Annotated in this window: 12 protein-coding genes and 1 tRNA gene; 8 read left to right on the plus strand and 5 right to left on the minus strand. The window is 62.2% G+C overall.

Going from position 1 to position 25,099, the window contains the following annotated elements:
- Window positions 1-6 precede the first annotated feature (6 nt).
- A complete protein-coding gene (gene pgsA, locus C9383_RS14690; RefSeq protein WP_060756420.1) occupies window positions 7-567 on the plus strand; it encodes a CDP-diacylglycerol--glycerol-3-phosphate 3-phosphatidyltransferase in 561 nt (186 codons plus the stop codon).
- 59 nt (window positions 568-626) lie between these two features.
- Window positions 627-702: transfer RNA gene (locus tag C9383_RS14695), tRNA-Gly, on the plus strand.
- A 119-nt stretch (window positions 703-821) separates the two neighbouring features.
- Here the strand turns inward: C9383_RS14695 and C9383_RS14700 are convergent.
- Window positions 822-1,331 (minus strand): Lrp/AsnC family transcriptional regulator, encoded by a 510-nt coding sequence (locus C9383_RS14700; protein ID WP_090372030.1) that lies wholly within the window; start codon window positions 1,329-1,331, stop codon window positions 822-824.
- Between the two features lie 197 nt (window positions 1,332-1,528).
- Here C9383_RS14700 and C9383_RS14705 point away from each other — a divergent pair, with 197 nt between their 5' ends.
- The 3 genes from C9383_RS14705 (at window position 1,529) to C9383_RS14715 (ending at window position 3,601) form a co-directional block, all read left to right on the plus strand.
- Complete coding sequence (locus C9383_RS14705) at window positions 1,529-2,545, plus strand: 1-aminocyclopropane-1-carboxylate deaminase (RefSeq protein ID WP_090372028.1); 1,017 nt, start codon at window positions 1,529-1,531, stop codon at window positions 2,543-2,545.
- A gap of 55 nt (window positions 2,546-2,600) precedes the next feature.
- Window positions 2,601-3,062, plus strand: coding sequence for a transketolase (locus C9383_RS14710; RefSeq protein ID WP_090372026.1), 462 nt, complete (start codon window positions 2,601-2,603; stop codon window positions 3,060-3,062).
- 131 nt (window positions 3,063-3,193) lie between these two features.
- Window positions 3,194-3,601, plus strand: a complete 408-nt coding sequence (locus tag C9383_RS14715) for a DUF2000 domain-containing protein (RefSeq protein WP_090372023.1) — start codon at window positions 3,194-3,196, stop codon at window positions 3,599-3,601.
- A gap of 102 nt (window positions 3,602-3,703) precedes the next feature.
- On the opposite strand, the gene C9383_RS14720 is transcribed toward C9383_RS14715, so the two are convergent.
- The 4 genes from C9383_RS14720 to C9383_RS14735 all read right to left on the minus strand — a co-directional run bounded on the left by C9383_RS14720 (window position 3,704) and on the right by C9383_RS14735 (window position 7,782).
- Window positions 3,704-5,167, minus strand: a complete 1,464-nt coding sequence (locus tag C9383_RS14720) for a carbohydrate-binding protein (RefSeq protein ID WP_090372021.1) — start codon at window positions 5,165-5,167, stop codon at window positions 3,704-3,706.
- A 94-nt stretch (window positions 5,168-5,261) separates the two neighbouring features.
- Entirely contained in the window at window positions 5,262-5,468 is a 207-nt protein-coding gene (locus C9383_RS14725; protein WP_060756414.1) for a hypothetical protein, read from the minus strand.
- On the minus strand, window positions 5,465-6,904 hold the full coding sequence (locus C9383_RS14730) for an efflux transporter outer membrane subunit (protein ID WP_090372018.1): 1,440 nt from the start codon (window positions 6,902-6,904) through the stop codon (window positions 5,465-5,467). Before C9383_RS14730 ends, C9383_RS14725 begins: the two co-directional genes overlap by 4 nt.
- Window positions 6,905-6,966: 62 nt before the next feature.
- The gene (locus C9383_RS14735) at window positions 6,967-7,782 is read right to left on the minus strand and encodes a helix-turn-helix transcriptional regulator (RefSeq protein ID WP_060756412.1); all 816 of its coding nucleotides are present in this window, start codon (window positions 7,780-7,782) and stop codon (window positions 6,967-6,969) included.
- Between the two features lie 319 nt (window positions 7,783-8,101).
- Between C9383_RS14735 and C9383_RS14740 the strand changes: the two genes are divergently transcribed.
- From C9383_RS14740 to C9383_RS14750, 3 genes are all read left to right on the plus strand, one after another.
- Window positions 8,102-9,799, plus strand: a complete 1,698-nt coding sequence (locus C9383_RS14740) for a cyclic peptide export ABC transporter (protein WP_090372016.1) — start codon at window positions 8,102-8,104, stop codon at window positions 9,797-9,799.
- Window positions 9,800-10,260: 461 nt separating this feature from the next.
- The gene (locus tag C9383_RS14745) at window positions 10,261-19,920 is read left to right on the plus strand and encodes a non-ribosomal peptide synthetase (protein WP_090372014.1); all 9,660 of its coding nucleotides are present in this window, start codon (window positions 10,261-10,263) and stop codon (window positions 19,918-19,920) included.
- Window positions 19,917-25,099: amino acid adenylation domain-containing protein (locus C9383_RS14750; protein WP_428842271.1), on the plus strand; the 5,183-nt coding region annotated here is incomplete at its 3' end. The genes C9383_RS14745 and C9383_RS14750, both read left to right, overlap by 4 nt.

The following is a 25,099-nucleotide window of genomic DNA, read 5'->3' on the forward strand; positions in this document are numbered from 1 at the left end:
GTGCCGATGAATATCCCTAATCTGATCACCGTTCTACGCGTCCTGCTTATTCCGATTTTTATTTTGCTGTTCTATTTACCTTACGAATGGAGCTATGCGGCCTCCAGTTCGGTATTTGCCTTTGCCGCCGCCACCGACTGGCTCGATGGCTACCTGGCCCGCCGCCTGGAACAGAGCACGCCGTTCGGCGCGTTCCTCGACCCGGTGGCAGACAAGCTCATGGTCGCGGTGGCCCTGGTCCTGCTGGTGCAGGAGCACGGTAACCTGTGGCTGACCTTGCCGGCCGCGGTGATCATCGGTCGCGAGATCGTCGTTTCGGCCCTGCGCGAATGGATGGCCGAAATCGGTGCCCGCGCCCATGTTGCCGTATCGAACCTGGGTAAATGGAAAACCGCCGCGCAAATGCTCGCCCTGGTGATCCTGCTGGCCAACCCTTCGGACTTTTCGTTCTGGGTATTCATTGGCTACGCCTTGCTGCTGATTGCGGCCGGCCTGACCCTGTGGTCCATGCTCCAATACCTGCGCGCTGCCTGGCCTCATCTGCGCACTACCGTTGAAAAGAAATAAACTTTTTTGAATCAAGAGGTTGACGGGTTCTGATAAATCTATAGAATGCGCAACACCAAGCGGGAATAGCTCAGTTGGTAGAGCACGACCTTGCCAAGGTCGGGGTCGCGAGTTCGAGTCTCGTTTCCCGCTCCAGACACAAAGAAAAAGCCACTCAATCGAGTGGCTTTTTTTTTGCTCAGATTCCAGGCAGGTTCTGGCGGGAACTCGCCGATCAACGAAAAACGCGCAGCCTTTCGAATCTGGTTCAAGCCTCAAAACGGAATCTGGGTCGTCGACAGGACCTGGCGCAGCCCCATGAATGACCGAATCTGGCGAACGCCGGGCAGGTAAAGCAATTGCTCCGCGTGGAGCCGGTTGAAACTGTTGCTGTCCTTGGTCCGTATCAACATGAAGTAGTCGAACTCTCCCGTCACCACATGGCATTCCATGCAGCCGGAGACTTTTTGTGCGGCCGCCTCGAAGGCGGCGAAAGATTCCGGTGTGGAGCGGTCCAGCACGACACCGATCAAGACCACCATCCCCGCGTCCAGCGCGTCATTGTCCAGCAGTGCGACGATACCTTTGATCAGGCCGACCTGCTTGAGCCGCTCGACACGCCTGAGGCAGGCCGGGGCACTCAATTTCACCTTCTCCGCAAGCGCCACATTGGAGATGGAGGCATCTCGTTGCAGGGCCTTGAGAATCGCGCGGTCGGTTCGATCCAGTGGCTGCGGCTCTGGGACTGTAGTGCCCGGCTTGTGGCGATTATTTGTTGCTTTCATATCGTGTTTTACACATTAAAAGTGTGTGTGATGTGAATTGCTGGAAATTATGTTTTTCCAAATGGAAAAAACTTGCAACACATATTTTCTGAATTCTTCTTAGTATTTAACTCATCGAAGCCCTCCTGAAAGAGCCCGGAATGTGGCCTCTTTCTCTCGGCCTGGCGTTTGGATATCCACTATCAAGGAGCACAGTCATGAACCTGAATCGTTTTAAACGTTATCCGTTGACCTTCGGTCCTTCTCCCATCACGCCCTTGAAGCGCCTGAGTGAACATCTGGGGGGCAAGGTCGAGCTGTATGCCAAACGTGAAGACTGCAATAGCGGCCTGGCCTTTGGCGGGAACAAGACGCGCAAGCTCGAATACCTGATCCCCGAGGCGATCGAGCAAGGCTGCGATACGCTGGTGTCCATCGGTGGCATTCAGTCGAACCAGACCCGCCAGGTCGCTGCAGTCGCAGCTCACTTGGGCATGAAGTGCGTGCTGGTGCAGGAAAACTGGGTGAACTATTCCGACGCAGTGTATGACCGCGTAGGCAACATCGAGATGTCGCGCATCATGGGCGCTGACGTGCGGCTTGACGCAGCAGGCTTCGATATTGGCATTCGGCCAAGTTGGGAAAAGGCCATGAGTGATGTCGTGGAGCAGGGTGGCAAACCCTTTCCGATTCCGGCGGGTTGTTCCGAGCACCCCTACGGCGGCCTGGGCTTCGTCGGTTTTGCCGAAGAAGTGCGGCAGCAGGAAAAAGAACTGGGCTTCCAGTTTGACTACATCGTGGTCTGCTCGGTGACCGGCAGTACGCAGGCGGGCATGGTTGTCGGTTTCGCCGCCGACGGTCGTTCCAGGAAGGTGATTGGTATTGATGCTTCGGCCAAGCCGGAACAGACCAAGGCACAGATCCTGCGTATCGCTCGACACACCGCTGAGCTGGTGGAGCTGGGTCAAGAGATTACCGAGGCGGATGTGGTGCTCGATACGCGTTTTGCCTACCCCGAATATGGCTTGCCCAACGAAGGCACATTGGAAGCCATCCGCCTGTGCGGCCGCCTTGAAGGGGTGCTGACAGATCCGGTGTACGAAGGTAAATCGATGCACGGCATGATTGAAATGGTGCGTCGTGGTGAATTCCCCGAAGGCTCGAAAGTGCTTTACGCACACCTGGGCGGGGTGCCGGCGCTGAACGCCTACAGCTTCCTGTTCCGTAACGGTTAAACGTAACGCTGCCTGGAGTCACGCTCGCGTCCAGAATCCTGCCGGGAGTACCATCATGCATGCGATATCACAGTCTGCAATCTGGGTGAAAGAACCCCTGGCGGATACCGGGGTGGTCATCGTGACCAGCGCCGCTTTGCCCAAATACCTGATTGACGCGTTGCACATGGCGATTGACGACTGGGATCAGGTCGCCTACCTGGCGGTCCGGCAATCGAGGGCGTTTATGCTCGACTGGCTGCAGTCGGGCTCCAACCCGACAGCCTCGGCGCCGGCAACCCCCTGTCAGGCCAGCCAACTGCTGCGCGGTGTATCCAAGGGCTGCTTTTTACTGGATGTCGAAGTCAGCCCGATACCCCGTCTCACCTGGCTGGGATCAGTCTGTGGTCACCCGCTGCGCGTCCTCAAACTGGAAGAGGCAGCATCCCCAGCAGCGCTTGATAGGCAGGTAGAAGAGGTTTTGTCGGTGACGCGCACGCTGGTGAAAAGCGTGTTGCAAGAACGTTGTTTCAGCTAACAACCGTCAGGTTTCTCCTATGAGGTGCGCGCCGCGCAGCGGGCATGCACAAACGTTCTAGCCGCTGACGTCATTGCTGCGAATAATACCGGCTAATTCCGCCCCCAATGAAAACGGTATTGGAGCCGCTAATGTTCGACACCAAAGTCGCGATCATCGTGCGCAACGACTTGAAGATCTGGCAGCGTTTGAACGTCGTCGCATTTCTTGCAACCGGTATCGCGTCGGCGGCTCCCGAAGCCATGGGCGACGCCTATGTCGATGCGAATGGCCACCTTTATGCAAAGATGCTGGGACAGCCGATGCTGATATTCGAAGCCGATCTGGCGGGCCTCCAGACTGCCCATCGCGTAGCTCTGGCACGCGATATCACGATAGTGCCCTACGTCTTTGCGATGTTTTCAACCGGCCACGATCAGGCGAACCGTGAGGCATTTCTGGCAGAAGACCCCCAGCATCTGAACCTGGTTGGGATCGGTATTCGAGGGCCCAAAAAGGCCGTGGAAAAAGCCACGAAGGGTTTATTGCTTCACACGTGATAATCAGCCCAGGCACATAAACAAAAATGCCCGTATCGAAAGGTACGGGCATTTTGTTTATGCGGCCGGCAATGCGTCCTCTTGGTTATCGTCTGCGGCGGATCACGCCCGCCGTTGAATCGCCACCCTGGACCAAAGGGTAAAGGCAACATTCGGGGCCCAACCGCTATTGGAGGTGTGCTCCTGAATACACGCGTAGCGATTGCCTTCATACGTCACCCCATCGTCCTTGCGATAGTGATGATTCAGTTGCCACTCCGGGTATTGCGGGTCAGTCATTCCACCTGCGGTCTTGACGTTCAGGCTGACACTCGGCAACGACTGGTTGCCTTGGCTATCGGTGGCGGTGACGAAATAGCTGTACTGGGTATCCGCTGTCAGGCCATCGTCCGTAAAGGTCAACGCAGCGGTCTGGCCTACCGGGCTGCCATTGCGATACAAGGTATAAAACTCGATCGGGCGCACACCGCTGGCAGCGCTCCAGTTCAAGGTCACGCTGACTTCCGTCCGGGCTGGGGAAGACAAGCTCCCCGGCGCCGAAGGCCGCTCATTGCCACTGTCGCCATGGATCAGTGATGCGTAACGGTTGCGGAACTCCCAGTTGTAGTGGGCTCCCTGCTTGTTGAGGCCGTCATCCCAGTTCACCGACCAGGTCATCAGCCCCTTGACCGACAACCCTGCCGCATCCAGGCGCTTGAAGGCATTGCTCACCGCCGCCGGGTCAATCACGTACCCGGTCGCCGCCGCATCGACATTACTAGGCAAGCCGATCACGAACTTGTCGGCGGCAATCTTGATGTATTCACGAGTGCCTGTGAGCAGGCTTTCAGTCAGATAAAACAGGAAGTCTTCTTTCAGCGCATCATTGTTCTGGGCAATCCACTCACCCTTTCCGCCGTTGACTTCCTGGACCCACACACCGTCGCCCCCTTGGTTGTAGTACTGCGGCGCGATGAAATCGTAGTAACCCTCCAGTGCCTGGATGTAGGCGACGTACGCCCCGGTCGTGACGAGATACGGGAACTCCGGTGCCATGCTGATAATGAAATGTTTGCCTTCGCCCGCGTAGTGATCCTTCACCAGTTTCAGTGCAGCCGGCAAAACGGTCTTGTTGTTGGCGGTGTGAATGGCTTTCTGCTCAAGGTCGATGTCCAGTCCATCAAAACCATAAGTTTCCACCAGGCGGATGATTTCCCTGGCCAGCGGTCGCTCGTCACCGTCATGCAACTCGATATGCGCATCGGCACCGCCGAGGGAGATCAATACGGCGCGGCCCTGACTGTTGAGCACCCCGACCTGGCGACGAAACTCTTCGTCCGACAGGTTGTAAGGCTTGAACGTGGGAATGCCGTTGCCTTTCATGAAGGCCACAGCCACCACGTTGTATTCCTTGGGGATGTCCACCAGGTTGAGGTTGGCGAACTGCCCCTGCTGGTAACCGTCACTGGAACCCGCCGGCCAGTTGTGCCAGAACCCCATGAGGATTTTCTTGCCGGCGATTGACGGCATCAACGACGCTGCATCGTTCGCCAGTTTCTTTACTGAGGAAAAATCAATCTTGCTCATATTCCAATCCTTTAGAATTTGAATGAATCAACAACTGTCCGGTTGTGATTTGAAGTCAGCTCAAGCTTGGGGCTGATTTGGAGCGCCGACGTGCTCACTCGCGTGACGCCTTCGGCGGCGCGTCCGCCAACTTGAGGTTGGCGGCGATGTAAAACCCTACGACCGTGCGTTTTTTCTCTTGATATTCACAGGGCACCAGCGTGGTGTTGGGCAGGTGCGTGCTGTCTTGGGCTGGTTTGACCAGCATTCTCTTGCCCCCCGAGCGCAGGCGTACATATTGCCCGGGCTCGAAGGTGCTCATGGGCGCGTCTCGGCAACGGCCAGGCGGGTCGGTTCTCCCCAGGCGCCGCCCAGGGCGGTGTACAGGTTGACCTCGGCGACCAGTTGCGCCAACCGGTCGGTGATCAGCGTCTGTTGCGAGGAAAACAGCGAGCGCTGTGCATCGAGAAAGACCAGGTTGCTGTCCACGCCGATTTTATAGCGACGTTGCGCGAGGTCGTAATAGGTCTGGTTCGCCCGCACCAGGTCGCGTTGCGCGCTCAGTTGATCGTCATAGGTCTGGCGTGCCGCCAAGCCATCGGAGACTTCCTGGAACGCCGTCTGAATGGCTTTTTCATACCGTGCGATACCGATGTCTTTCTGCAGCTTGGAATAGTCGAGGCTTGCGCGCAGGCTGCCGGCATTGAAGATCGGCAGGTTGATCTGGGGCTGGAACGTCCAACTGCCCGAGCCACCCTTGAACAGGCTGGACAGTTGGGAGCTGGAGGCGCCCGCATTCGCCGTCAGGCTGACGCTGGGGAAGAACGCGGCACGGGCCGCGCCGATATTGGCGTTGGCGGACTTGAGCTGGTATTCGGCCTGCAGGATATCGGGCCGGCGTTGCAGCAGGTCCGACGGCAGGCCGGAAGGCACCTGGGCGATCAAGTCACTGGCCAGCGGCCGCGCCGGCAAGGATGGCGGCAGTGCGCCGCCGATCAACAGCGTCAGGCTGTTGCGGTCCTGCGCCACTTGACGCTCGTAGCGCGCCAGGTTGGCGCGGGCGTTCTCGACACTGGTTTGCGCCTGTGCGGCGTCCAGTGACGACGCGGTCCCCACCGCCAGGCTGCGCGTGGTCAGGCGCAGGCTTTCCTCGTAGGAGGCCAGGGTCTGGCGGGTCAGCACCAGTAACTCCTGGTCGGCGCGCCAAGTCAGGTAGGCATTGGCGACGCTGGCGACCAGGCTCAGTTCCGCACTGCGGCGTGCTTGCTCGGTGGCCAGGTAAGCCTGCATCGCCTGCTCGCTGAGGCTGCGGACGCGGCCGAAGAAATCCAGTTCGTACGCACTCATCCCCAGCGTCGCCGAATAGGTGGAGGTGATTGCCGCTTTGCCGGTGCGGGTAATGCTCGCCGGCACACGCTGGCGGGTACCGCCGACGCCCGCGGAAATCGCCGGGAACAGGTCGGCGCGCTGTATCTGGTACTGCGCGCGGTAGGCTTCGACATTCAGGGCGGCCACACGCAGGTCGCGGTTCTGGGTCAGGGCGGTCTGAATCAGTTGCTGCAGGGCCGGGTCGCGAAACAGTGTGCGCCATCCCTGGCTGGCCGCTTCTTCGCTGACCGTCCCAGCGGCAGCGGCATATGCCGGACCTTGGGGGTACTGTGGCGCCACGGGTGCGGCCGGTTGCTGGTAATCGGGGATGAGCGAGCAGCCGCTCAGTGCCACTGCAACCGTTACCAGAGAGAAAGCAAACTTGTTCATGAGCCAGCCTCATTTGAAAAGGGGCACGGGTGGCTGCGTAGCCACCCGTTGCTTGAGTTGCGCTAGGCGCCGACCATCCATCGGGTCAATCCATGTCGGCCGCTGACCCCAAGCTTTGCGGTGGCACGCTTGAGGTAGGTTTCGATAGAGCTATTTTTCAGCTGCAGCGTTTCTGCTATTTCCGGCACCGTCTTGCCGTTGAGCAAACCCAGGCAAACTTCCTGTTCGCGGGTCGATAAGGTGATGTCGCACAACGCCAGGCGCTTTTGAAATTCGCGATGAATGTGCGTCGGTTCCTGATGGGTGACCAGGGTCGCCATCCAACTGCCCATTTTTCGCAGTGAGCTCTGGCGGCTGAACTGGGCATAATTTTCAATCAGCGGCAGCAGGGCTTCGGAGAGGTTCTTGAGCAGCGACAATTCGCTCAAGGAAAAATCCTTGTGCGTGGGCGACCGATACAAGGTCACCACGCAGCGCCGGTTGCCGTCGCGTGACGCCAGCGTGCACTGGTGCGCCGCACGGCGCGTGCCCTTGCCGGCTGCACCTTTGGGTCGCGTGTTCATACGGATCAACAGCGAGCCTTCCATCTCCAGCACCTCCTTGAGCAATTGAGGGTTATGGGCAGGAAGGCTTGCGTCGGGTGCAGGGAAGTCGGCGGGGTCGCCGGCATTGCCCAAGGGCTTGATGTCGGTCAGTTGAGCGTTTGACTTATCGAGTGTCCATTCGCTGAGCGTCAACGCCGTGACCGGTAAGAGTTTGTCGATCAGCTTGAGCATGTTGAGTGCGAAGTGATCCTGGTCAGTACTGGAGATCAACTCGCCGAGTATGAAATAGAAGTGTGGGCTGTCCGCATTTCGAATACTGCTGGTCAGATCCATAGTCCAATCATCCTTGATGGCGCCGTTTTTATAAGTTGTTGGTGAGCGAGCAGTGCAGCCATCGTTCACTCCTGAAGGGTTCAACTCGGGTCCGTATTAGGCCCACTCATTGCGCGACGGTCTGTAATAGAAAGCGGGGACATTCAAGCCTCAGCCGCTTGCCCCTCATGGATTTGCCTCACTCAACGCTTTGTACAGGCTTTCGGGGACAGCCGAATTCCGGGCAATCCGTACACTTGCGGCTCCGGCACCCTGGCCAGTCGCAGCGGTTTGCCTGACGGGCCTTGCCCGGTCTTGAGTGTATTTGAGGAGTTAATCCATGAATAAAGAGCATGAGAAGCCGCCCAAGCCGGGCTCGGTCTTGCGCTTGCTTTGGCAAAATCATCCCTGGCTGGCCTTCTTTTCAGTGGTTACCGGCATCATCAGTGGCGTGGCGGCGATCGCGGTGGTGAACGTGATCAACCAGGCGATCTACGAGCAGGGATCGCGGTTGCACTTGCTGTACTGGTTTGTCGGTTTGAGTGTGGTGGCGCTGGCGTTTCGCAACGGCGCGACCTTGTTTCCCGCGTACGCCAACATGAAATTGATGACGCGCCTGCGCATAGCGTTGTGCCAGAAAATCCTTTCTTCGCCCCTCGAAGAAGTGGATCGGCGCGGCCCGCCCAATGTGCTGACGCTGCTGACCACCGATATTCCGCAGCTCAATGCGACGCTGCTGGTGATGCCCGTGGTCCTGGTGGAATGCACGGTGTTCATGTGCGGCCTGGCTTACCTGGCTTACCTGTCGTGGACGGTGTTTGCGTTAACCCTGGCGTTGTTGGCAGTGGGTGCGATTCTGTACGTCTTCCTGTTTCTCGGCGGCGTAAAGTTCACCGGCCGCGTGCGTGATGAGTTCACCGCTTTCAACGAACACACGCACGGGTTGGTCTTCGGCCTCAAGGAGTTGAAGCTCAATGGCATTCGCCGCCGCTGGTTTGGCCGTTCTGCCATCAAGGAGTCGTCCACGCGGGTGGCGCGCTTCAATTTCATCGAGCATATGTGGTACCTCGGTGCGGAAAACATGGGGCTGGTCACCCAGTCACTGCTGATCGGCAGCCTGGTGTTCGCGTTGCCGTTGCTGATGGTGGCTGACAGTCAAGTGATGACCGGCAGCGTGTTGACGGTGATGTATATCCTGGGGCCGCTGGGGTTGCTGATCGGTGCAATGCCGGTCGTGGCGCAAGGGCGGATTGCGGTCAGCCGTCTCGCGGAATTTGGTTTCCTGATCAACGAACACCACGCCGAACAGGACGAGCCGGATAACACCAATGTCCTGCGTCTGGAGCACAAGAAGCATTGGCGCCAGATCACGCTCAAGGGTGTGGTGATGAACTATCGTGGTGCCGACGCGGAGAACGGTTTCGCGCTGGGGCCGGTCGACCTGACCATCAACAGCGGTGAGTTGATCTACATCATCGGCGGCAACGGTTGCGGCAAAAGTACCCTGGTCAAGGCGCTGTGCGGGTTGTACGTGCCCCAGGCCGGGCAGATATTGCTCGACGGCGTCGCCGTCAACGATGAAACCCGCAGTGACTACCGTGACCTGTTTTCCGCGGTATTCAGCGACTTCCATCTGTTCAACCGCCTGATCGGTCCTGAAGGTGAGGAGGTCAATCCGGCCCAGGCGCAGAAGTACCTGGCCGCACTGGGCCTGGCCGAAAAAATCAAGATCGAAGGGCTGGGGTATTCCACCACCAAAGAGCTGTCCTACGGCCAGCAAAAACGCCTGGCCCTGGTGTGTGCCTACCTGGAAGATCGCCCGGTGTATGTCCTCGATGAGTGGGCGGCGGACCAGGATCCTCCGTTCAAGCGCTTCTTCTATGAAGAGTTGCTGCCGGAGCTCAAGCGTCGCGGAAAGACCGTGCTGATCATTACGCATGATGATCAATACTTCCAATTGGCTGACCGCATCGTCAAGTTGGTCGACGGCCATATCGTCTCCGATGTGAGCCTTGTCGCCGAGGACCGTCGCGCCTGATCCAGGCGATGCCGACGCCTTTCCCCCAAGCACGACACCTATAGTTTTCAAAACTGCCGGTGTCGTGCTTTTTTGTTCTTAAAAATTCTTAAATATCAAAAAGATAATCGAGAAATTGCGAAATATTTCCGTGTCCCGTGATTGTCCGGGATTCGGGTGACATACAGCCCAAAACGCCGATGATTAAATTTGCCAATGCGCTTATCAGGTCACGCTGTGGGCGGCTTTTTTTTCCGGCGTACGAGGCCGTATAGGCAGATTGAGTTGCCCATTGGTCTGACGTTTTTAACGATTTTTGCCTCAATTTCCCTCGCTGCTGCGCTGTGACCCAGGTGGCACTGACAAAACTCTGAGAAGGCTTTTATGAAACGTTTTTCTGCAGTGGCCATGGGCGACCTTGTCGCGAAAAAAGTCCTATCAAGCAACCTTGCCGTGGCAGGGTTTACCGCGCAGGTGATCGCATGAATTCGCCCGTGCAGTTGCCGCAGACATTCCCGCTGACCGCCGCGCAGAAAGCCATCTGGCTGGACCAGATCACGCAGGCTGAATCGCCGCTGTACAACATCGGCTCTTACCTGGAACTCAACGGCCCGATCAACGCCGAACGGATGCAACGCGCCGCCGAGTTGCTGGTGGCCAAGCACGACGCGCTGCGCCTCACGCTGCTGGATGCCACCGATGCCGATGGCGTGCCGCTGCAATGTATTGCGCCAACTGTGCCGGTGGAGGTTCCGCTGCTCGACCTCTCTGAACACGCCGATCCTGCCAGCGCCGCGTTGGTATGGATGGGCGAGCATATGGCCCGCGCGTTTTCGCTGACCCAGGCGCCGCTGTTTCGCTTTTTCCTGATCAAGTTGGGGGAGGCGCACTACTACTTCGCCAGCCAGGCCCACCACATCATTCTCGACGGCTGGGCTTTCGGAGAAATGCTGCAGTCGCTGGGCGGCATCTACAGCGACCTCGCCGAGGCGCGACAGCCTGACATGCAGGCCAGCTCCTATGTCGACTTCATTGACGACGACCTGCGTTACCGCGAGTCGGCACGTTATGCAAAGGATCGCGAATACTGGCAGCACAAGTATCAGACCTTGCCCGAAGCGCTGTTTACCCCGCGTTATCAGAACCAGCATGCCAAGGGCAAAGCCCCTGGCCGGCACTATGTGCGGCCGTTCCCGGTGGTGTTGCACGATCGGATGGGAGAGCTGGCGCAAGCCTGCCAGGCCTCGACCTACCACGTGTTGCTGGCGGCCATGTATGTCTACTTCACGCGTGTGAGCCAGCGCGATGAATGGGTGGTGGGCTTGCCGTTGCTCAACCGCTCGGCCAAGTTCAAAACCACCCTGGGTCTGTTTACCCAGGTCAGCGCCGTGCGCTTCAGCCTCGGTCGCGAGCTGACCTTCAGCGCCCTGGTCGGCGCGGTACGCGACGCACTCAAGCAGGATTATCGCCACCAACGCTTCCCTCTGAGCGGTATGAACCTGCGGACCGAAGGGGGCCAACTGTTCGACCTGACCTTGTCTTACGAACAGGACGACCACCTGTACCAGTTCGCCGAGCAGGGCGGGCACCTGCTCAAAGTCACCAACAACCACGAGCAGATGCCCCTGGCGTTTCACCTGCGTGCGAGCAATCACAAGGACAAGGCGTGGGCGCACTACGTTTATAACGAGGCGTATTTCAACGCCGATGATATCGAGGCCCTGGCCGAGCGCTTTACCCACGTGCTCGAGCAGGCCCTGGAGAATGCCGATCTGGCCGTGGCTGAGTTTTCGTTGACCACCGAAGCCGACCGCGCGCTGATGCAGCATTGGAATGCCGACGTCGGCACGTACCCCAGCCATGCCACTCTCCATGGGCAGTTTGAGGCGCAGGCGGCAGCGCGGCCCCATGCGACAGCGCTGATTTTCGACGGCCAACACTTGAGCTATGGCGACTTGAACCGCCGCGCCAACCAGGTGGCGCATCGCTTGCTGAGCCTGGGCGTGCGCCCGGATGACCGGGTGGCGATCTGTGTCGAGCGCGGGCTGGACATGATCATCGGCCTGCTCGGCATCCTCAAGGCCGGGGCCGGTTACGTGCCGATTGACCCTGCGTACCCGCAGGAACGCATCAGCTACACCCTGCAAGACAGCACGCCGGTAGCGGTGCTGGTGCAGCAGGCGACCCGTGCCCTGGTGACCGAGCTGTCGGTGCCGGTGCTCGAACTGGACGGCGGCGATTGCCAGGGTGAGTCCACTCAGAATCCCCACGTACCGGGCCTGACTTCGGCCAACCTGGCGTACGTGATCTACACCTCCGGCTCCACCGGCTTGCCCAAGGGGGTGATGATCGAACACTGCAACGTGGCACGCCTGTTCAGCGCCACCGAGGGCTGGTTCCACTTCAACGAGCAAGACGTGTGGGCACTGTTCCACTCGTTTGCGTTTGACTTCTCGGTCTGGGAAATCTGGGGCGCGCTGATGCATGGCGGGCAGTTGCTGGTGGTGCCGCAGCTGACCAGCCGTTCGCCGGACGCCTGCTATGCGCTGTTGTGCAACGCCGGGGTGACCATCCTCAACCAGACGCCGAGTGCCTTCCGTTCATTGATTGCGGCCCAGGGCCAGAGCGAACTCAAGCACTCCCTGCGCCAGGTGATCTTCGGCGGCGAGGCCCTGGAACCGGGGATTCTCAAGCCGTGGTACGCACGCCTAGGCAACGCCGGTACGCAACTGGTGAACATGTACGGCATCACTGAAACCACCGTGCATGTGACCTATCGCGCACTGACCGCCGCTGACGCCGAGCGCGTCGGCACGAGCCCGATTGGCAGGCGCATACCGGACCTGCGCCTGTACATCCTCGATGCACAGGGCCAGCCCGTCCCGCACGGCGTGGAAGGTGAGTTGTACGTGGGTGGCGCAGGCGTGGCCCGTGGTTACTTGAACCGGCCTGAATTGAACGCCGAACGCTTCCTTGACGATCCGTTTGCCACCACTGCGGGCGCACGTATGTACCGTACCGGCGACCTGGGTCGTTGGCTGGCGGACGGCAGCATCGACTACCTGGGGCGTAACGACGACCAGGTGAAGATCCGTGGTTTCCGTATCGAGCTGGGTGAGATCGAGGCCCGCCTGGCCGCCTGTGAAGGCGTGCGCGAAGCGGTGGTGATCGCCCGCGAAGATGAGCCGGGAGACCAGCGCCTGGTGGCCTATGTGATCGCCACCGACGGCGCTGAACCATCGGCCGCCGAGTTGCGCACGCAGCTGCGCGTGTCCCTGGCCGAGTACATGGTGCCTAGCGCCTTTGTGATGTTGACGAGTTTACCGCTGACCACCAACGGAAAGCTGGACCGCAAGGCTCTGCCGGCGCCGGATACCGAAGCCTTTGCGCGACGCGAGTACGCGCCGCCGCAAGGTGAGCTGGAAACCACCCTGGCGCGCCTCTGGAGCGAACTCTTGGGCGTCGAGCGGGTAGGGCGGCATGATCAGTTCTTTGAGCTGGGCGGCCACTCGCTGTTGGCGGTCAAGCTGATCGAGCGCATGCGCCAGGTCGGCCTGAACGCCGATGTGGGCGTGCTGTTCGGTCAGCCGACCCTGGTCGCGCTGGCCGCTGCCGCCGGCAGCCGACACCAGGTACAGGTGCCGGCCAATGCGATTGCGGCCGATTGCACGCGGATCACTCCGGCCATGTTGCCCCTGACGCGTTTGCCCCAGGAGCAGATCGACCGCGTGGTCGCCGGCATCCCCGGCGGTGTCGCCAACGTACAGGATATCTATGCGCTGGTGCCGTTGCAGGAAGGCATTCTGTTCCACCACCAGGCCAGCACCGAGGGCGACCCCTACCTGTTGCAGGCGGTGTTGCGCATGTCCGGTCGCGAGCAGGTGCAGAGCTTTGTCGAGGCCCTGCAACAGGTCATTGATCGCCACGATATCCTGCGCACCTCGGTGGCCTGGCAAGGTCTCGACGAGCCGGTGCAAGTGGTCTGGCGCGAGGCACGCCTGCCCGTGCAGGAAGTACAGTTCGATCCGGCAGAGGGAGCGGTGGCCACGCAACTGTCCGAGCGCTTTGACCCACGTCACACGCGCATGGACCTGACCCGCGCGCCGATGATGGCCCTGCATATCGCCCAAGACCTGCCGGGTAGCGGCTGGGTTGCGGTCCTGCAATTCCATCACCTGATCGATGACGCGACCTCGCTGGCGCTGCTGGGCCAGGAAATCGAGGCCGTGATGCAAGGTCGCGGTGATCGGTTGGCGCCGTCGGTGCCGTATCGCAACTATGTGGCGCAGACCCGCCTGGGCACCAGCCAGGCCGCCCACGAGGCGTTTTTCCGCGAGATGCTGGGCGACGTCGACGAGCCGAGTTTGCCGTTCGGCTTGCAGGATGTGCAGGGCGATGGCCAAGGGGTGACCCAAGCCAGCGTGCCGGTGGCCAAGCTGCTCGGGCAGCGCCTGCGCACCCAGGCCCGGCGCCTGGGCGTGAGCAATGCCAGCCTGTACCACTTGGCCTGGGGCCAGGTAGTCGGGCATCTGGCCGCACGCCGCGACGTGGTGTTCGGCACCGTGTTGATGGGCCGCCTGAGCAGCGGCGAAGACGCCGACCGTGCCTTCGGGATGTTCATCAATACCTTGCCATTGCGCGTTGAAGCGGGCGACCAGGGTGTCGAACGTGCGCTGAAAACCACCCATGCGCGCCTGGCCGCCTTGCTTGGCCATGAACATGCGCCGCTGTCCCTGGCACAACGTTGCAGTGGCGTGGTGGCACCGACACCGCTGTTCAGCGCCTTGCTCAACTACCGGCATGCCGCCGTCGGCGCACAATCGGCGGAAGATGCCGGCAAGGCCCTGGTCTGGGGCGGGGTGGAAATGGTCGGCGGCGAAGAACGCACCAACTTCCCGCTGATGTTGTCGGTGGACGACCTCGGTGATGCCTTCGGCTTGAGCGTGCAAGCCGTGGCCGGCGTCGACCCGCAGCGCATCTGCGGCTACATGCACCGCGTACTCGAAGCCATCGCCGACGCCCTGGAGCACCAGCCGGATCAGGCGTTGCATAGCCTTGCGATCCTGCCGGACGCTGAACGTCAGGTGTTGCTGGCCGACTTCAACGCCATGGATGTTCAATACCCGCCCACGGCGACCGTGCACGCGCTGTTCGAAGCACAAGCACAGCGCCAGCCGGAGGCAATCGCCGTGACCTATGCCGGCGAGTCACTCAGCTATGGCGATTTGAACACCCTGGCCAACCGGCTTGCCCACCGCCTGATCGCCGACGGCATCGGCGCCAATGACCGCGTGGCGATCTGCGCCGAGCGCAGCCTGGAAATGGTCGCCGGCCTGCTGGCGATTCTCAAGGCCGGCGCGGGTTATGTGCCGTTGGACCCGGCGTACCCGGACGAACGCCTGGGGTACATGCTGCAAGACAGCGCACCCAGGGCCTTGCTGACCCAGCAGCGCCTGGCGCAACGTTTCAACCCGTGCAGCGTGCCGACCTTGTTGCTGGATGCGGTTGACGGCCTCGCTGCGCAGCCCGCGCACAACCCGCAAGTAGCGGGCCTGAATGCCGACGCCCTGGCCTACGTGATCTACACCTCCGGCTCCACCGGCCAGCCCAAGGGCGTGGCCATGCCTCACGGGCCGTTGGTCAACCTGATGCAGTGGCAGATTGCGCAAACCCTGGCCGATGGCCGTCCGGCCCAGCGCACCCTGCAGTTTGCCGCATTGGGCTTTGACGTGGCCTTCCAGGAGGTCTTCAGCACCCTGTGCGCAGGCGGTGAGTTGTCGTTGATCCCGGGTGACTTGCGCCTGGATTTCCGCGCACTGTTCCGACATCTCTGCGAGCAGCGCGTGCAACGCCTGTACCTGCCGTGCATTGCCCTGCAGGCCTTGGCCGAAGCCGTGGCCGAGACGCCTGAGCTGGGGCGCTTGCCCTGTGCGCTGCAGGATGTGATCACCGCCGGTGAACAACTGCGTATCAGCGAACCGATGCGCGAGCTGTTCCAGCGCCTGCCTGGCTGCCGCTTGCACAACCACTATGGGCCGACCGAATCCCATGTCACCACGGCCCTGACCCTTAAGGGGGATGCGCGGTCCTGGCCGGTGCTGCCATCGATTGGCGTGCCCGTGGCCAACACGCGGATCTACCTGCTCGACGAACACCTGCAACCGGTGCCGTTGGGAGTTGCCGGTGAAATCTATATTGGCGGCGCCTGCGTGGCCCGTGGTTATTTGCACCGCGATGACCTGACCGCCGAACGCTTCCTGGCCGACCCCTTCATGCCCCACGGCCGCCTGTATAAAACCGGTGACTTGGGGCGCTACCAGGCCGACGGTCAAATCGATTATCTGGGGCGTAACGACGGTCAGATCAAGATCCGCGGTTTCCGTGTGGAACTGGGCGAGATCGAAGCGCGCCTGGCCCAGCATCCGGGCATCCGCGATGCGGCGGTGCTGGTGCGCGAAGACAGCCCCGGCGACAAGCGCCTGGTGGCCTATTTCACCGCCCACGCCGAGGCGCAGCCTGCGGGTGTCGACGTGCTGCGCGAGCATCTGCAGGCGCTGCTGCCCGACTACATGATCCCTGCGGCCTATGTGCATCTGGACGCGCTGCCGCTGTCGCCCAACGGCAAGCTCGACCGCCGCGCCTTGCCGGTGCCGGATGTGGAGGCGTTCGCCAGCCGTGATTATGAAGCCCCGCACACCGCCATCGAGACCACCCTGGCGGAACTGTGGAGCCAGCTGCTGGGTGTAGCCCGCGTGGGGCGCCAAGACAACTTCTTCGAACTGGGTGGCCACTCGCTGCTGGCGGTCAAGCTCATCGAACGCATGCGCCAACAGGGCCTGAGCGCCGACGTGCGCGTGCTGTTCGGCCAGCCGACACTGGCGGCCCTCGCGGCAGCGGTGGGAGGCGGCAGTGAAATCCAGGTGCCGGCCAACGGTATCCCGGCGGATTGCGCGCACATCCGCGCCGACATGCTGAGCCTGATCGACCTCGGGCAGGACACCCTCGACCGTATCGTCGCGCGGGTGCCGGGCGGGGCGCGCAATGTACAGGACATCTACCCGCTGGCACCGTTGCAGCAGGGCATTTTGTACCACCACATCACCAGCGAGCAGGGCGACCCCTACCTGTTGCAGGCGACCTTCAGCCTGGACAGTCGTGCGCAGCTCGAGACCTTCATCCAGGCGCTGCAAGCCGTGATTGACCGGCATGACATGACGCGTACCGCGATCTACTGGGAGGACCTGCAACAGCCGGTGCAAGTGGTGCTGCGCCACGCCGAGCTGCCCCTCGAAGAATTGCATTTCGATCCGGCCCGGGGCGCCATGCTGGAGCAATTGCACGCGCACTTCGACCCGCGCCGGGTGCGGCTGGAGTTGAGCCAGGCGCCGCTGCTGCACCTGGCCTACGTGCACGATGAGGCCAACCAGCGCTGGCTGGCGATGTTGCTGTTCCACCACATTGCCATGGACCACACGGCGTTGGATGTGATCAGCGAGGAGGTCCTTGCCTACCGCAGTGGCGGTTTTGCGCAGTTGGACGCGGCAATGCCGTACCGCAATTACGTGGCGCAGGCGCTGTTGGGCGTCAGTCAGGCCGACCACGAACAGTTCTTCCGCGAAATGCTTGGCGACATCGACGAGCCGACGCTGCCGTTCGGCCTGCAGGAAGTGCAGGGTGACGGGCTCGCGGCTGAAGAAGCCAAGATCCAGCTCGAAGCTGGGCTGTGCCGGCGCCTGCGGGCGCAGGCGCGCCACTTGGGTGTCAGCGCGGCCAGCCTGCACCACCTGGCCTGGGCGCGGGTGCTGGCCAGCGTCAGCGGGCGGGATGATGTGGTGTTCGGCACCGTGTTGCTGGGGCGCATGCAAAGTGGCGACGGCGCTGATCGGGCGCTGGGCATGTTCATCAATACCTTGCCGCTGCGGGTCAGCGTCGATGAGCAAGGCGTGCGCGCCGCGGTGCGCGCTGTACACGCCCGGCTCTCGGCACTCTTGGGGCATGAACATGCACCATTGGTGGTGGCGCAGCGCTGCAGCGCCGTGCCGGCTTCGTCGCCGCTGTTCAGTTCAATTCTCAACTACCGACACAGCCCGTTGCTGGAGCGCGAAGGGCCGCAGTATTGGTCCGGCGCGCAGGTGCTGGAAGTTCGTGAACGCACCAACTACCCGTGCATGCTGTCGGTGGATGACCAAGGCGAAGGCTTCCTGCTCGGCGTACAGACCAGCGGCGTGGATGCCCAGCGCGTAGCAGCCTACATGCAGACTGCTTTGCAGCAATTGGTGGAGGCGCTGGAGACGGCGCCGCACACTGCCGTGCGGCACCTCTCGGTAATCCCGGCAACCGAGCGTGAGACCCTGCTGGAGCGCTTCAACGACACCGCCCGGGACCACGCGGTACAACAGACGATTCACGGCTTGTTCGAAGCCCAGGTGCAACGCACGCCGGACGCGATTGCGCTGCAGGCGGACGGCCGGCGCCTGAGCTATCGCGAGCTGAACCAACATGCCAACCGTCTCGCCCATCATCTGCTCGAACAGGGCGTAGGACTGGAGTCGCGGGTCGGCATCTGTGTTGAGCGCAGCGTCGAGATGGTCATCGGGTTGCTGGCGATCCTCAAGGCCGGCGGCGGATACGTGCCGCTGGACCCGGCGTATCCGCTGGACCGCCTGGCCTACATGCTGGAAGACAGCGCGCCGTCGGTGGTCCTGGTACAAGGCTCTACCCGCGCCTTGCTCGGTGACGTCGGCGTGCCGGTGGTCGACCTGGAGCACGTCACTTGGCAGCACCAACCGGCAAACGACCCGCTGATTGCCCAATTGTCCCCGCAGCATCAGGCCTACGTGATCTACACCTCAGGTTCCACCGGCAAGCCCAAGGGCGTGATCAACGAACACAGCCCGGTGGTCAACCGCCTGCTGTGCATGCAGGACACCTATCGCCTGGACGGCTCGGATGCGCTCCTGCAGAAAACCCCGTTCAGCTTCGACGTGTCGGTGTGGGAGTTCTTCTGGCCGCTGTTCACCGGTGCGCGCCTGGTCATGGCTCGCCCCGGTGGGCACAAAGACCCGGCCTACCTGTGTGAGGTGATCCAGGCCGAACGGATCACCACGGTGCATTTTGTGCCCTCGATGCTCGATGTGTTCCTGGCCCATGGCGATGTCAGCCAGGCGGCCGGGCTGGTACGGGTGATGTGCAGCGGCGAGGCCTTGCCGGGCAGCCTGGTGCGCCGTTTCAAGGCGCAACTGCCGGGCAGCGCCTTGTTCAACCACTATGGCCCCACCGAAGCGGCGGTAGAGGTCACGGCGTGGGATTGCAACGGCGCGGTTACCCCGGACAACACCCCGATCGGCAAGCCGATTGGCAACGTGCGCATGTACGTGCTCGATGCGCACTTGCAGCCGGTGCCGCTGGGTGTCAGTGGCGAGCTGTTCATCGGTGGTGTGCAGGTTGCCCGAGGCTACCTGAACCGTCCCGAGTTGAACGCCGAGCGTTTCCTCAAGGACCCTTACAGTGCTGGGCGAATCTACCGTACCGGTGACGTTGCTCGGTATTTGCCCGATGGCAACATCGAGTACCTGGGCCGCAACGATGACCAGGTGAAAATCCGTGGCGTGCGTATCGAATTGGGGGAAATCCAGGCACGCCTCGGCGAGTTCCCGCATCTCCAGGAAGCCACGGTGCTGGCCCGTGAGGACGTGCCGGGCGACAAACGCCTGGTGGCCTATTACACCGGCGTGCCGGCCGCCACCGAGGCGCTGCGTGCGCATCTGTTGGAGCAATTGCCCGACTACATGGTGCCGCAACTCTTCGTGCACCTTGACGCGCTGCCGCTGAGCCCCAACGGCAAGCTTGATCGCAAGGCCCTGCCGGCGCCAGACGTGGGAGCGCTGCGCACCCATGCCTACGAAGCCCCTCAGGGCGAAATTGAAACCGCCATGGCGCGGCTCTGGACAGAGTTGTTGAAGGTCGAGCGCGTGGGTCGCCACGACAACTTCCTGGAGCTGGGTGGGCATTCGTTACTCGCGGTCAGCTTGATCGGGCGCTTACGCCAGGAAGGCATCGAGGCCAACGTCAAGGCGCTGTTCGAACACTCCACGCTGTGGGAGTACGCGGCAATTACGGAAAGAATGGAGATGGTCCTGTGAGTGTTATCGAACTGTTGGCGACACTGAAGCAAAAGGATGTGCAGCTGTCCGTCAAGGGCGATCAACTCGTGTTGCAGGGCAACAAGCTGGCCTTGAGCGAGCCGGGCGTGCTGGCATCGCTGCGCGAGCATAAAGCCGCGCTGATCGCCTTGATCAAGGCCGGCGATTACTCGGCGCAGCGCGCTGGGCAACTCGAGGTTCCGGCCAATGCCATCCGCCCCGACTGCACCCGGATCACCCCGGCGCTGCTGCCGCTAGTCAACCTGAGCCAGGCGGCGATTGACCGTATCGTCGCCACGGTGCCCGGCGGCACCGCAAATGTGCAGGACATTTACCCGCTGGCGGCGCTTCAGCAGGGGATTTTCTACCACCACGTCACGGCGCGCCAAGGCGACCTCTACCTGATGCGTTCACAGTTCGCGATCACCACGCGGCCGCGCCTGGAGGCTTTTGCCCAGGCCCTGCAGCAGGTGGTCAACCGTCACGACATCCTGCGCACCAGCATTGTCTGGGAGGGGTTGGATGAGCCGGTGCAAGTGGTCTGGCGCGAGTCGCAACTGATGATCGACGAGGTGCTGCTCGACCCGGCTGAAGGGCCGATCACCGAGCAGTTGTACCGACGCTTCGACACCCGCTCGATGCATATGCCGCTGGGCCAGGCGCCGCTGTTGCGTGTGGTGTTCGCCGAAGACCCGGCCAACCAGCGGTGGGTGGCGATGTTGCTGTTCCATCACATCGCCATTGACCATGTGGGCATGCAGGTGGTGTATCAGGAGATCCATGCCTGTCTGTACGGCAATGCCGAACAGCTCGGCGCGGCGGTGCCATACCGCAACTATGTGGCCCAGGCACGCCTGGGCACGACCGAGCAGGAGCATGAAGGGTTCTTTCGCGACATGCTTGGCGATCTGGATGAGCCGACCCTGCCTTTCGGTCATCAGGATGTGCAGGGCGACGAGCAGGTCGGCGAACAGGTGCATCGACTCGACGCCGAGTTGAGTCGACGCCTGCGCACCCAGGCCCGGCAGCAGGTGGTCAGCGTCGCCAGCCTGCATCATTTGGCCTGGGCCCAGGTGCTGGGGCGTATTTCCGGGCGTGACGATGTCGTGTTCGGCACCGTGCTGATGGGGCGCATGGGCGGTGCCGAGGGCAGTGAGCGCGGGCTGGGGCTGTTTATCAATACCTTACCGCTGCGTCTGGATGTGGGCGCACTGGACGTACAGGCCGCGGCCAAGGCCGCCCATGTGCGCCTGACGCGCCTGTTGGGGCATGAGCACGCGCCGCTGGCGCTGGCTCAGCGTTGCAGCGGCGTGGCCGCGCCTACGCCGTTGTTCAGTGCCTTGATCAACTATCGCCAGAGCCACGCGTCGGCATCGAGCGGGCCGCAATGGGACGGTATCGAGCTGCTGGGCGGCGAGGGGCGCAGCAACTATCCGCTGGTGCTGTCGGTGGATGATGTCGGTGAGGATTTCAACCTGACACTGCAAGGCGTCGCCAGCATGCCGTTGGCGCGCATCCTCGGTTATCTGCTCACCGCGCTGCACAGCCTGGTCGAGGCGCTGGAGCAGGGCCACGCCACGCCGATGCAGGCTTTGCCGATCGTGCCCGCCGAAGAGCGGCGCCTTCAGTTGGTCGGTTTTAATCACACGGCCAGGGATTACCCGCGTGGGCAGACCATTCATGCCAGGTTCGAGGCGCGTGTACGGGCGTTGCCCCAGGCGGTGGCCGTGCGCCAGGGCGCGCAGCAACTGAGCTATCAACAGCTCAACGAGCAGGCCAACCAACTGGCCCACCATTTGATCGAACGGGGCGTGGGCCCTGACGATCGCGTTGCGATCTGCGCTCGACGCAGCGTCGAAACCCTGGTGGGCCTGGTGGCGATCCTCAAGGCTGGCGCGGCCTACGTGCCGGTTGACCCGGCGCACCCCCAGGAGCGTATTGCCTACCTGTTGCAAGACAGCGCGCCCGTGGCCGTTCTGGTGCAGGCGGCGACCGCCGGCCTGGTCGCCGGGCTGCCGGTTGCGGTCATCGATCTGAATTCGGCTGCCTGGCACACCGCGCCTGCCGACAACCCGCACGTGGCCGGCCTGACCCCGGCGCACCTGGCCTATGTGATCTACACCTCCGGTTCCACCGGCCAGCCCAAAGGGGTGATGGTCGAACACCAGACCCTGGAGAACCTGGTGAACTGGCATTGCGATGCCTTCGACCTGCACGCCGGCAGCCAGACGTCCAGCGTGGCTGGTTTCGGTTTTGATGCCATGGCCTGGGAAGTCTGGCCGGCCTTGTGCGCGGGGGCGACCCTGCACCTGCCGCCTGCGCAGCAAGCCCATGAAGACATCGACGCACTGCTGCAATGGTGGGTCGCCCAGCCGCTGGATGTGAGCTTCCTGCCGACGCCGGTGGCCGAGTACGCCTTCAGCCAGCACCTGGAACACCCGACGCTCAAGACCTTGCTGATTGGCGGTGACCGTCTGCGTCAGTTCCACACGCCTCGGCGCTTCAAGCTGGTCAACAACTACGGTCCGACCGAAGCTACGGTCGTTGCCACCTCCGGCTTGATCGAAGCGGGCAAGCCCCTGCACATCGGCAAACCGGTGGCCAACGCGCAGGTGTACGTGCTCGATGCGCAACGGCAACTGTTGCCGCAAGGAGTGGCCGGCGAGCTGTATGTGGCCGGTGCCGGGGTAGCCCGGGGTTATCTGAACCGCCCTGAGATGAGCGCCGAACGCTTCCTTCAGGACCCGTTCAGCCGCGACCCGCAAGCGCGCATGTACCGCACGGGTGACCTGGTGCGCTGGCGTGAGGACGGCACCCTGGAGTACCTGGGGCGTAACGATGACCAGGTGAAAATCCGTGGCGTACGCATCGAACTGGGCGAAATCGACAGTTGCCTGGCCGCCCATCCCCAGGTCCGTGAAGCGGTGGTGCTGGTCCGTGACGGGCGGCTGGTCGCCTATTTCACCGCCGACGATGCGCTGGACGCCGAGAGCCTGCGTGGCTTTGTCCAGGTGCAGTTGCCGGAATACATGGTGCCGGTGGCCTACGTGCAGCTCGATAGCCTGCCGCTGACCGCCAACGGCAAGCTCGACCGCAAGGCCCTGCCGGAGCCCGGGCTGGAAGCATTGCTCAGCCGAGGCTATGAAGCCCCGGCGGGCGACGTGGAAACCACCCTCGCGCAGCTCTGGGCCGATGTGCTCAAAGTCGAGCGGGTGGGGCGGCATGACCACTTCTTCGAGCTGGGCGGGCATTCGTTGCTGGCCGTCAACCTGGTGGAACGCATGCGCCAGGTGGGCCTGAGCGCCGATGTACGCGTGCTGTTCAGCCAGCCGACCCTGGCGGCCCTGGCGGCGGCGGTGGGCGCCGGCCACGAAGTGGCGGTACCGGCCAATCGCATCGAGGCCGGCTGCACCCGGATCACCCCGGACCTGCTGCCCCTGGCCACACTGGATCAGGCGAGCATCGACCGGATCGTCGCCGCGGTGCCCGGTGGTGCGGCCAATGTGCAAGACATCTATCCCTTGGCGCCGTTGCAGGAGGGCATTCTCTACCTGCATTTGTCGGCCGAGCACCGTGACCCGTACGTCCTCACGTCGCAATTCGAATTGGCGGATAGCGCGCGGTTTCAGGCGTTTTGCCAAGCCCTGCAACAGGTGGTCGAGCGCCACGACATCCTGCGCACCGCCGTGCTCTGGGAAGGGCTGGAGCAGCCGATGCAAGTGGTGTTGCGCCATGCGCCATTGCCGGTGGAGCCGTTCACGCCGGCCCCTGGCGCAACGCCAGTCGCCGAGCAACTGCGTGCCGACGTGCGGGCGCGCTACGCCCGTCTCGACCTGAACCAGGCACCGCTGATGCGCCTGGTCTACGCCCATGATGCGGCACGCGGGACAATCGTCGCGTTCTTTGTCTTCCATCACTTGGTGCTCGATCACACCGCTGTCGAGGTGGTGCAGCATGAAATGCAGGCGTATCTGCTGGATCACGCCGACCGCCTGGGAGCGGCGGTGCCCTATCGCAACTACGTCGCCCAGGCGCGTCTGGGCATCAGTGAGCAGCAGCATGAAGCGTTCTTTCGCGAAATGTTGGCGGACATCGAGGAGCCGACCCTGCCGTTTAGCCTGCAGAGCGTCGAGGATGACGGGGCGGACATCGACGAAGCCGAACTGACCCTCGGCGCGGGCCTGAGCCGCCGGCTGCGTGTACATGCCCGGCAACTGGGCGTCAGCCCGGCGAGCGTGTTTCACCTGGCCTGGGCGCGGGTGCTGAGTGTTATCGCGCAGACCGACCGCGTGGTGTTCGGTACGGTGATGATGGGCCGCATGCAGGGCGGAGACGGCGCCGACCGGGCGCTGGGCATGTTTATCAACACCCTGCCGCTGCGTGTCGATATCGATGACCAGCCGGTGCAGGCGGCGGTCAAGGCCACCCACGCCCGCCTGAGTGGCTTGCTCGGCCATGAGCACGCCGCACTGGCGCTGGCGCAACGTTGCAGCGCGGTGCCGGCGAGCGTGCCGTTGTTCAGTGCCTTGCTCAACTATCGGCACAGTGCGCTGCCGTCGGCGGCCGAGCAGGCCGAGTACCAGCATGCCTGGCGCGGCATTGCGGTGATGGATGTGCATGAGCGCACCAACTACCCGCTGAGCGTGAGTGTCAACGACCTGGGCGAGCAGTTCAGCCTGAGCATATTGGCGGTTGCCACGCTGGACGCGGAAAAAATCGGTGTCTACTTCAATACCGTCATCGAACAGTTGGTCGATGCGCTGGACCATACGCCATCGGCGCCCCTCAACGGTGTGTCGATACTGCCGCCGGCTGAGCGTCATCAGGTGCTGCAGGCGTTCAATGGCACTGCCAGGGATTACCCGCACACCTGCACCTTGCACGCGCTGTTCGAAGCCCATGCGGCGGCGGCTTCCCAGGCGGTGGCGGCGGTGCATGGCGAGCAACAGGTCAGCTATGCCGAACTGAACGGACGGGCCAACCGCCTGGCCCATCACCTGCTCGGTCAAGGCGTTGCGCCCGGCGACCGCGTGGCGATTTTGCTGGAGCGTTCCGTGGACCTGCTGGTCAGCCAGTTGGCAATCAGCAAGTGCGCGGCGGTGTATGTGCCGCTGGACGTCAATGCGCCGTTGGACCGTCAAGGCTTCATGATTGCGGACAGCGGGGCGGCTCTGCTGCT

It is taken from the genome of Pseudomonas palleroniana (assembly GCF_003031675.1).
Lineage (GTDB): Bacteria > Pseudomonadota > Gammaproteobacteria > Pseudomonadales > Pseudomonadaceae > Aquipseudomonas > Aquipseudomonas palleroniana.

Coding starts and splice junctions, on each gene's coding strand:
- pgsA (WP_060756420.1), top strand. CDS start 7: ATGAATATCCCTAATCTGATCACCGTTCTACGCGTCCTGCTTATTCCG.
- C9383_RS14700 (WP_090372030.1), bottom strand. CDS start 1,331: ATGAAAGCAACAAATAATCGCCACAAGCCGGGCACTACAGTCCCAGAG.
- C9383_RS14705 (WP_090372028.1), top strand. CDS start 1,529: ATGAACCTGAATCGTTTTAAACGTTATCCGTTGACCTTCGGTCCTTCT.
- C9383_RS14710 (WP_090372026.1), top strand. CDS start 2,601: ATGCATGCGATATCACAGTCTGCAATCTGGGTGAAAGAACCCCTGGCG.
- C9383_RS14715 (WP_090372023.1), top strand. CDS start 3,194: ATGTTCGACACCAAAGTCGCGATCATCGTGCGCAACGACTTGAAGATC.
- C9383_RS14720 (WP_090372021.1), bottom strand. CDS start 5,167: ATGAGCAAGATTGATTTTTCCTCAGTAAAGAAACTGGCGAACGATGCA.
- C9383_RS14725 (WP_060756414.1), bottom strand. CDS start 5,468: ATGAGCACCTTCGAGCCCGGGCAATATGTACGCCTGCGCTCGGGGGGC.
- C9383_RS14730 (WP_090372018.1), bottom strand. CDS start 6,904: ATGAACAAGTTTGCTTTCTCTCTGGTAACGGTTGCAGTGGCACTGAGC.
- C9383_RS14735 (WP_060756412.1), bottom strand. CDS start 7,782: ATGGATCTGACCAGCAGTATTCGAAATGCGGACAGCCCACACTTCTAT.
- C9383_RS14740 (WP_090372016.1), top strand. CDS start 8,102: ATGAATAAAGAGCATGAGAAGCCGCCCAAGCCGGGCTCGGTCTTGCGC.
- C9383_RS14745 (WP_090372014.1), top strand. CDS start 10,261: ATGAATTCGCCCGTGCAGTTGCCGCAGACATTCCCGCTGACCGCCGCG.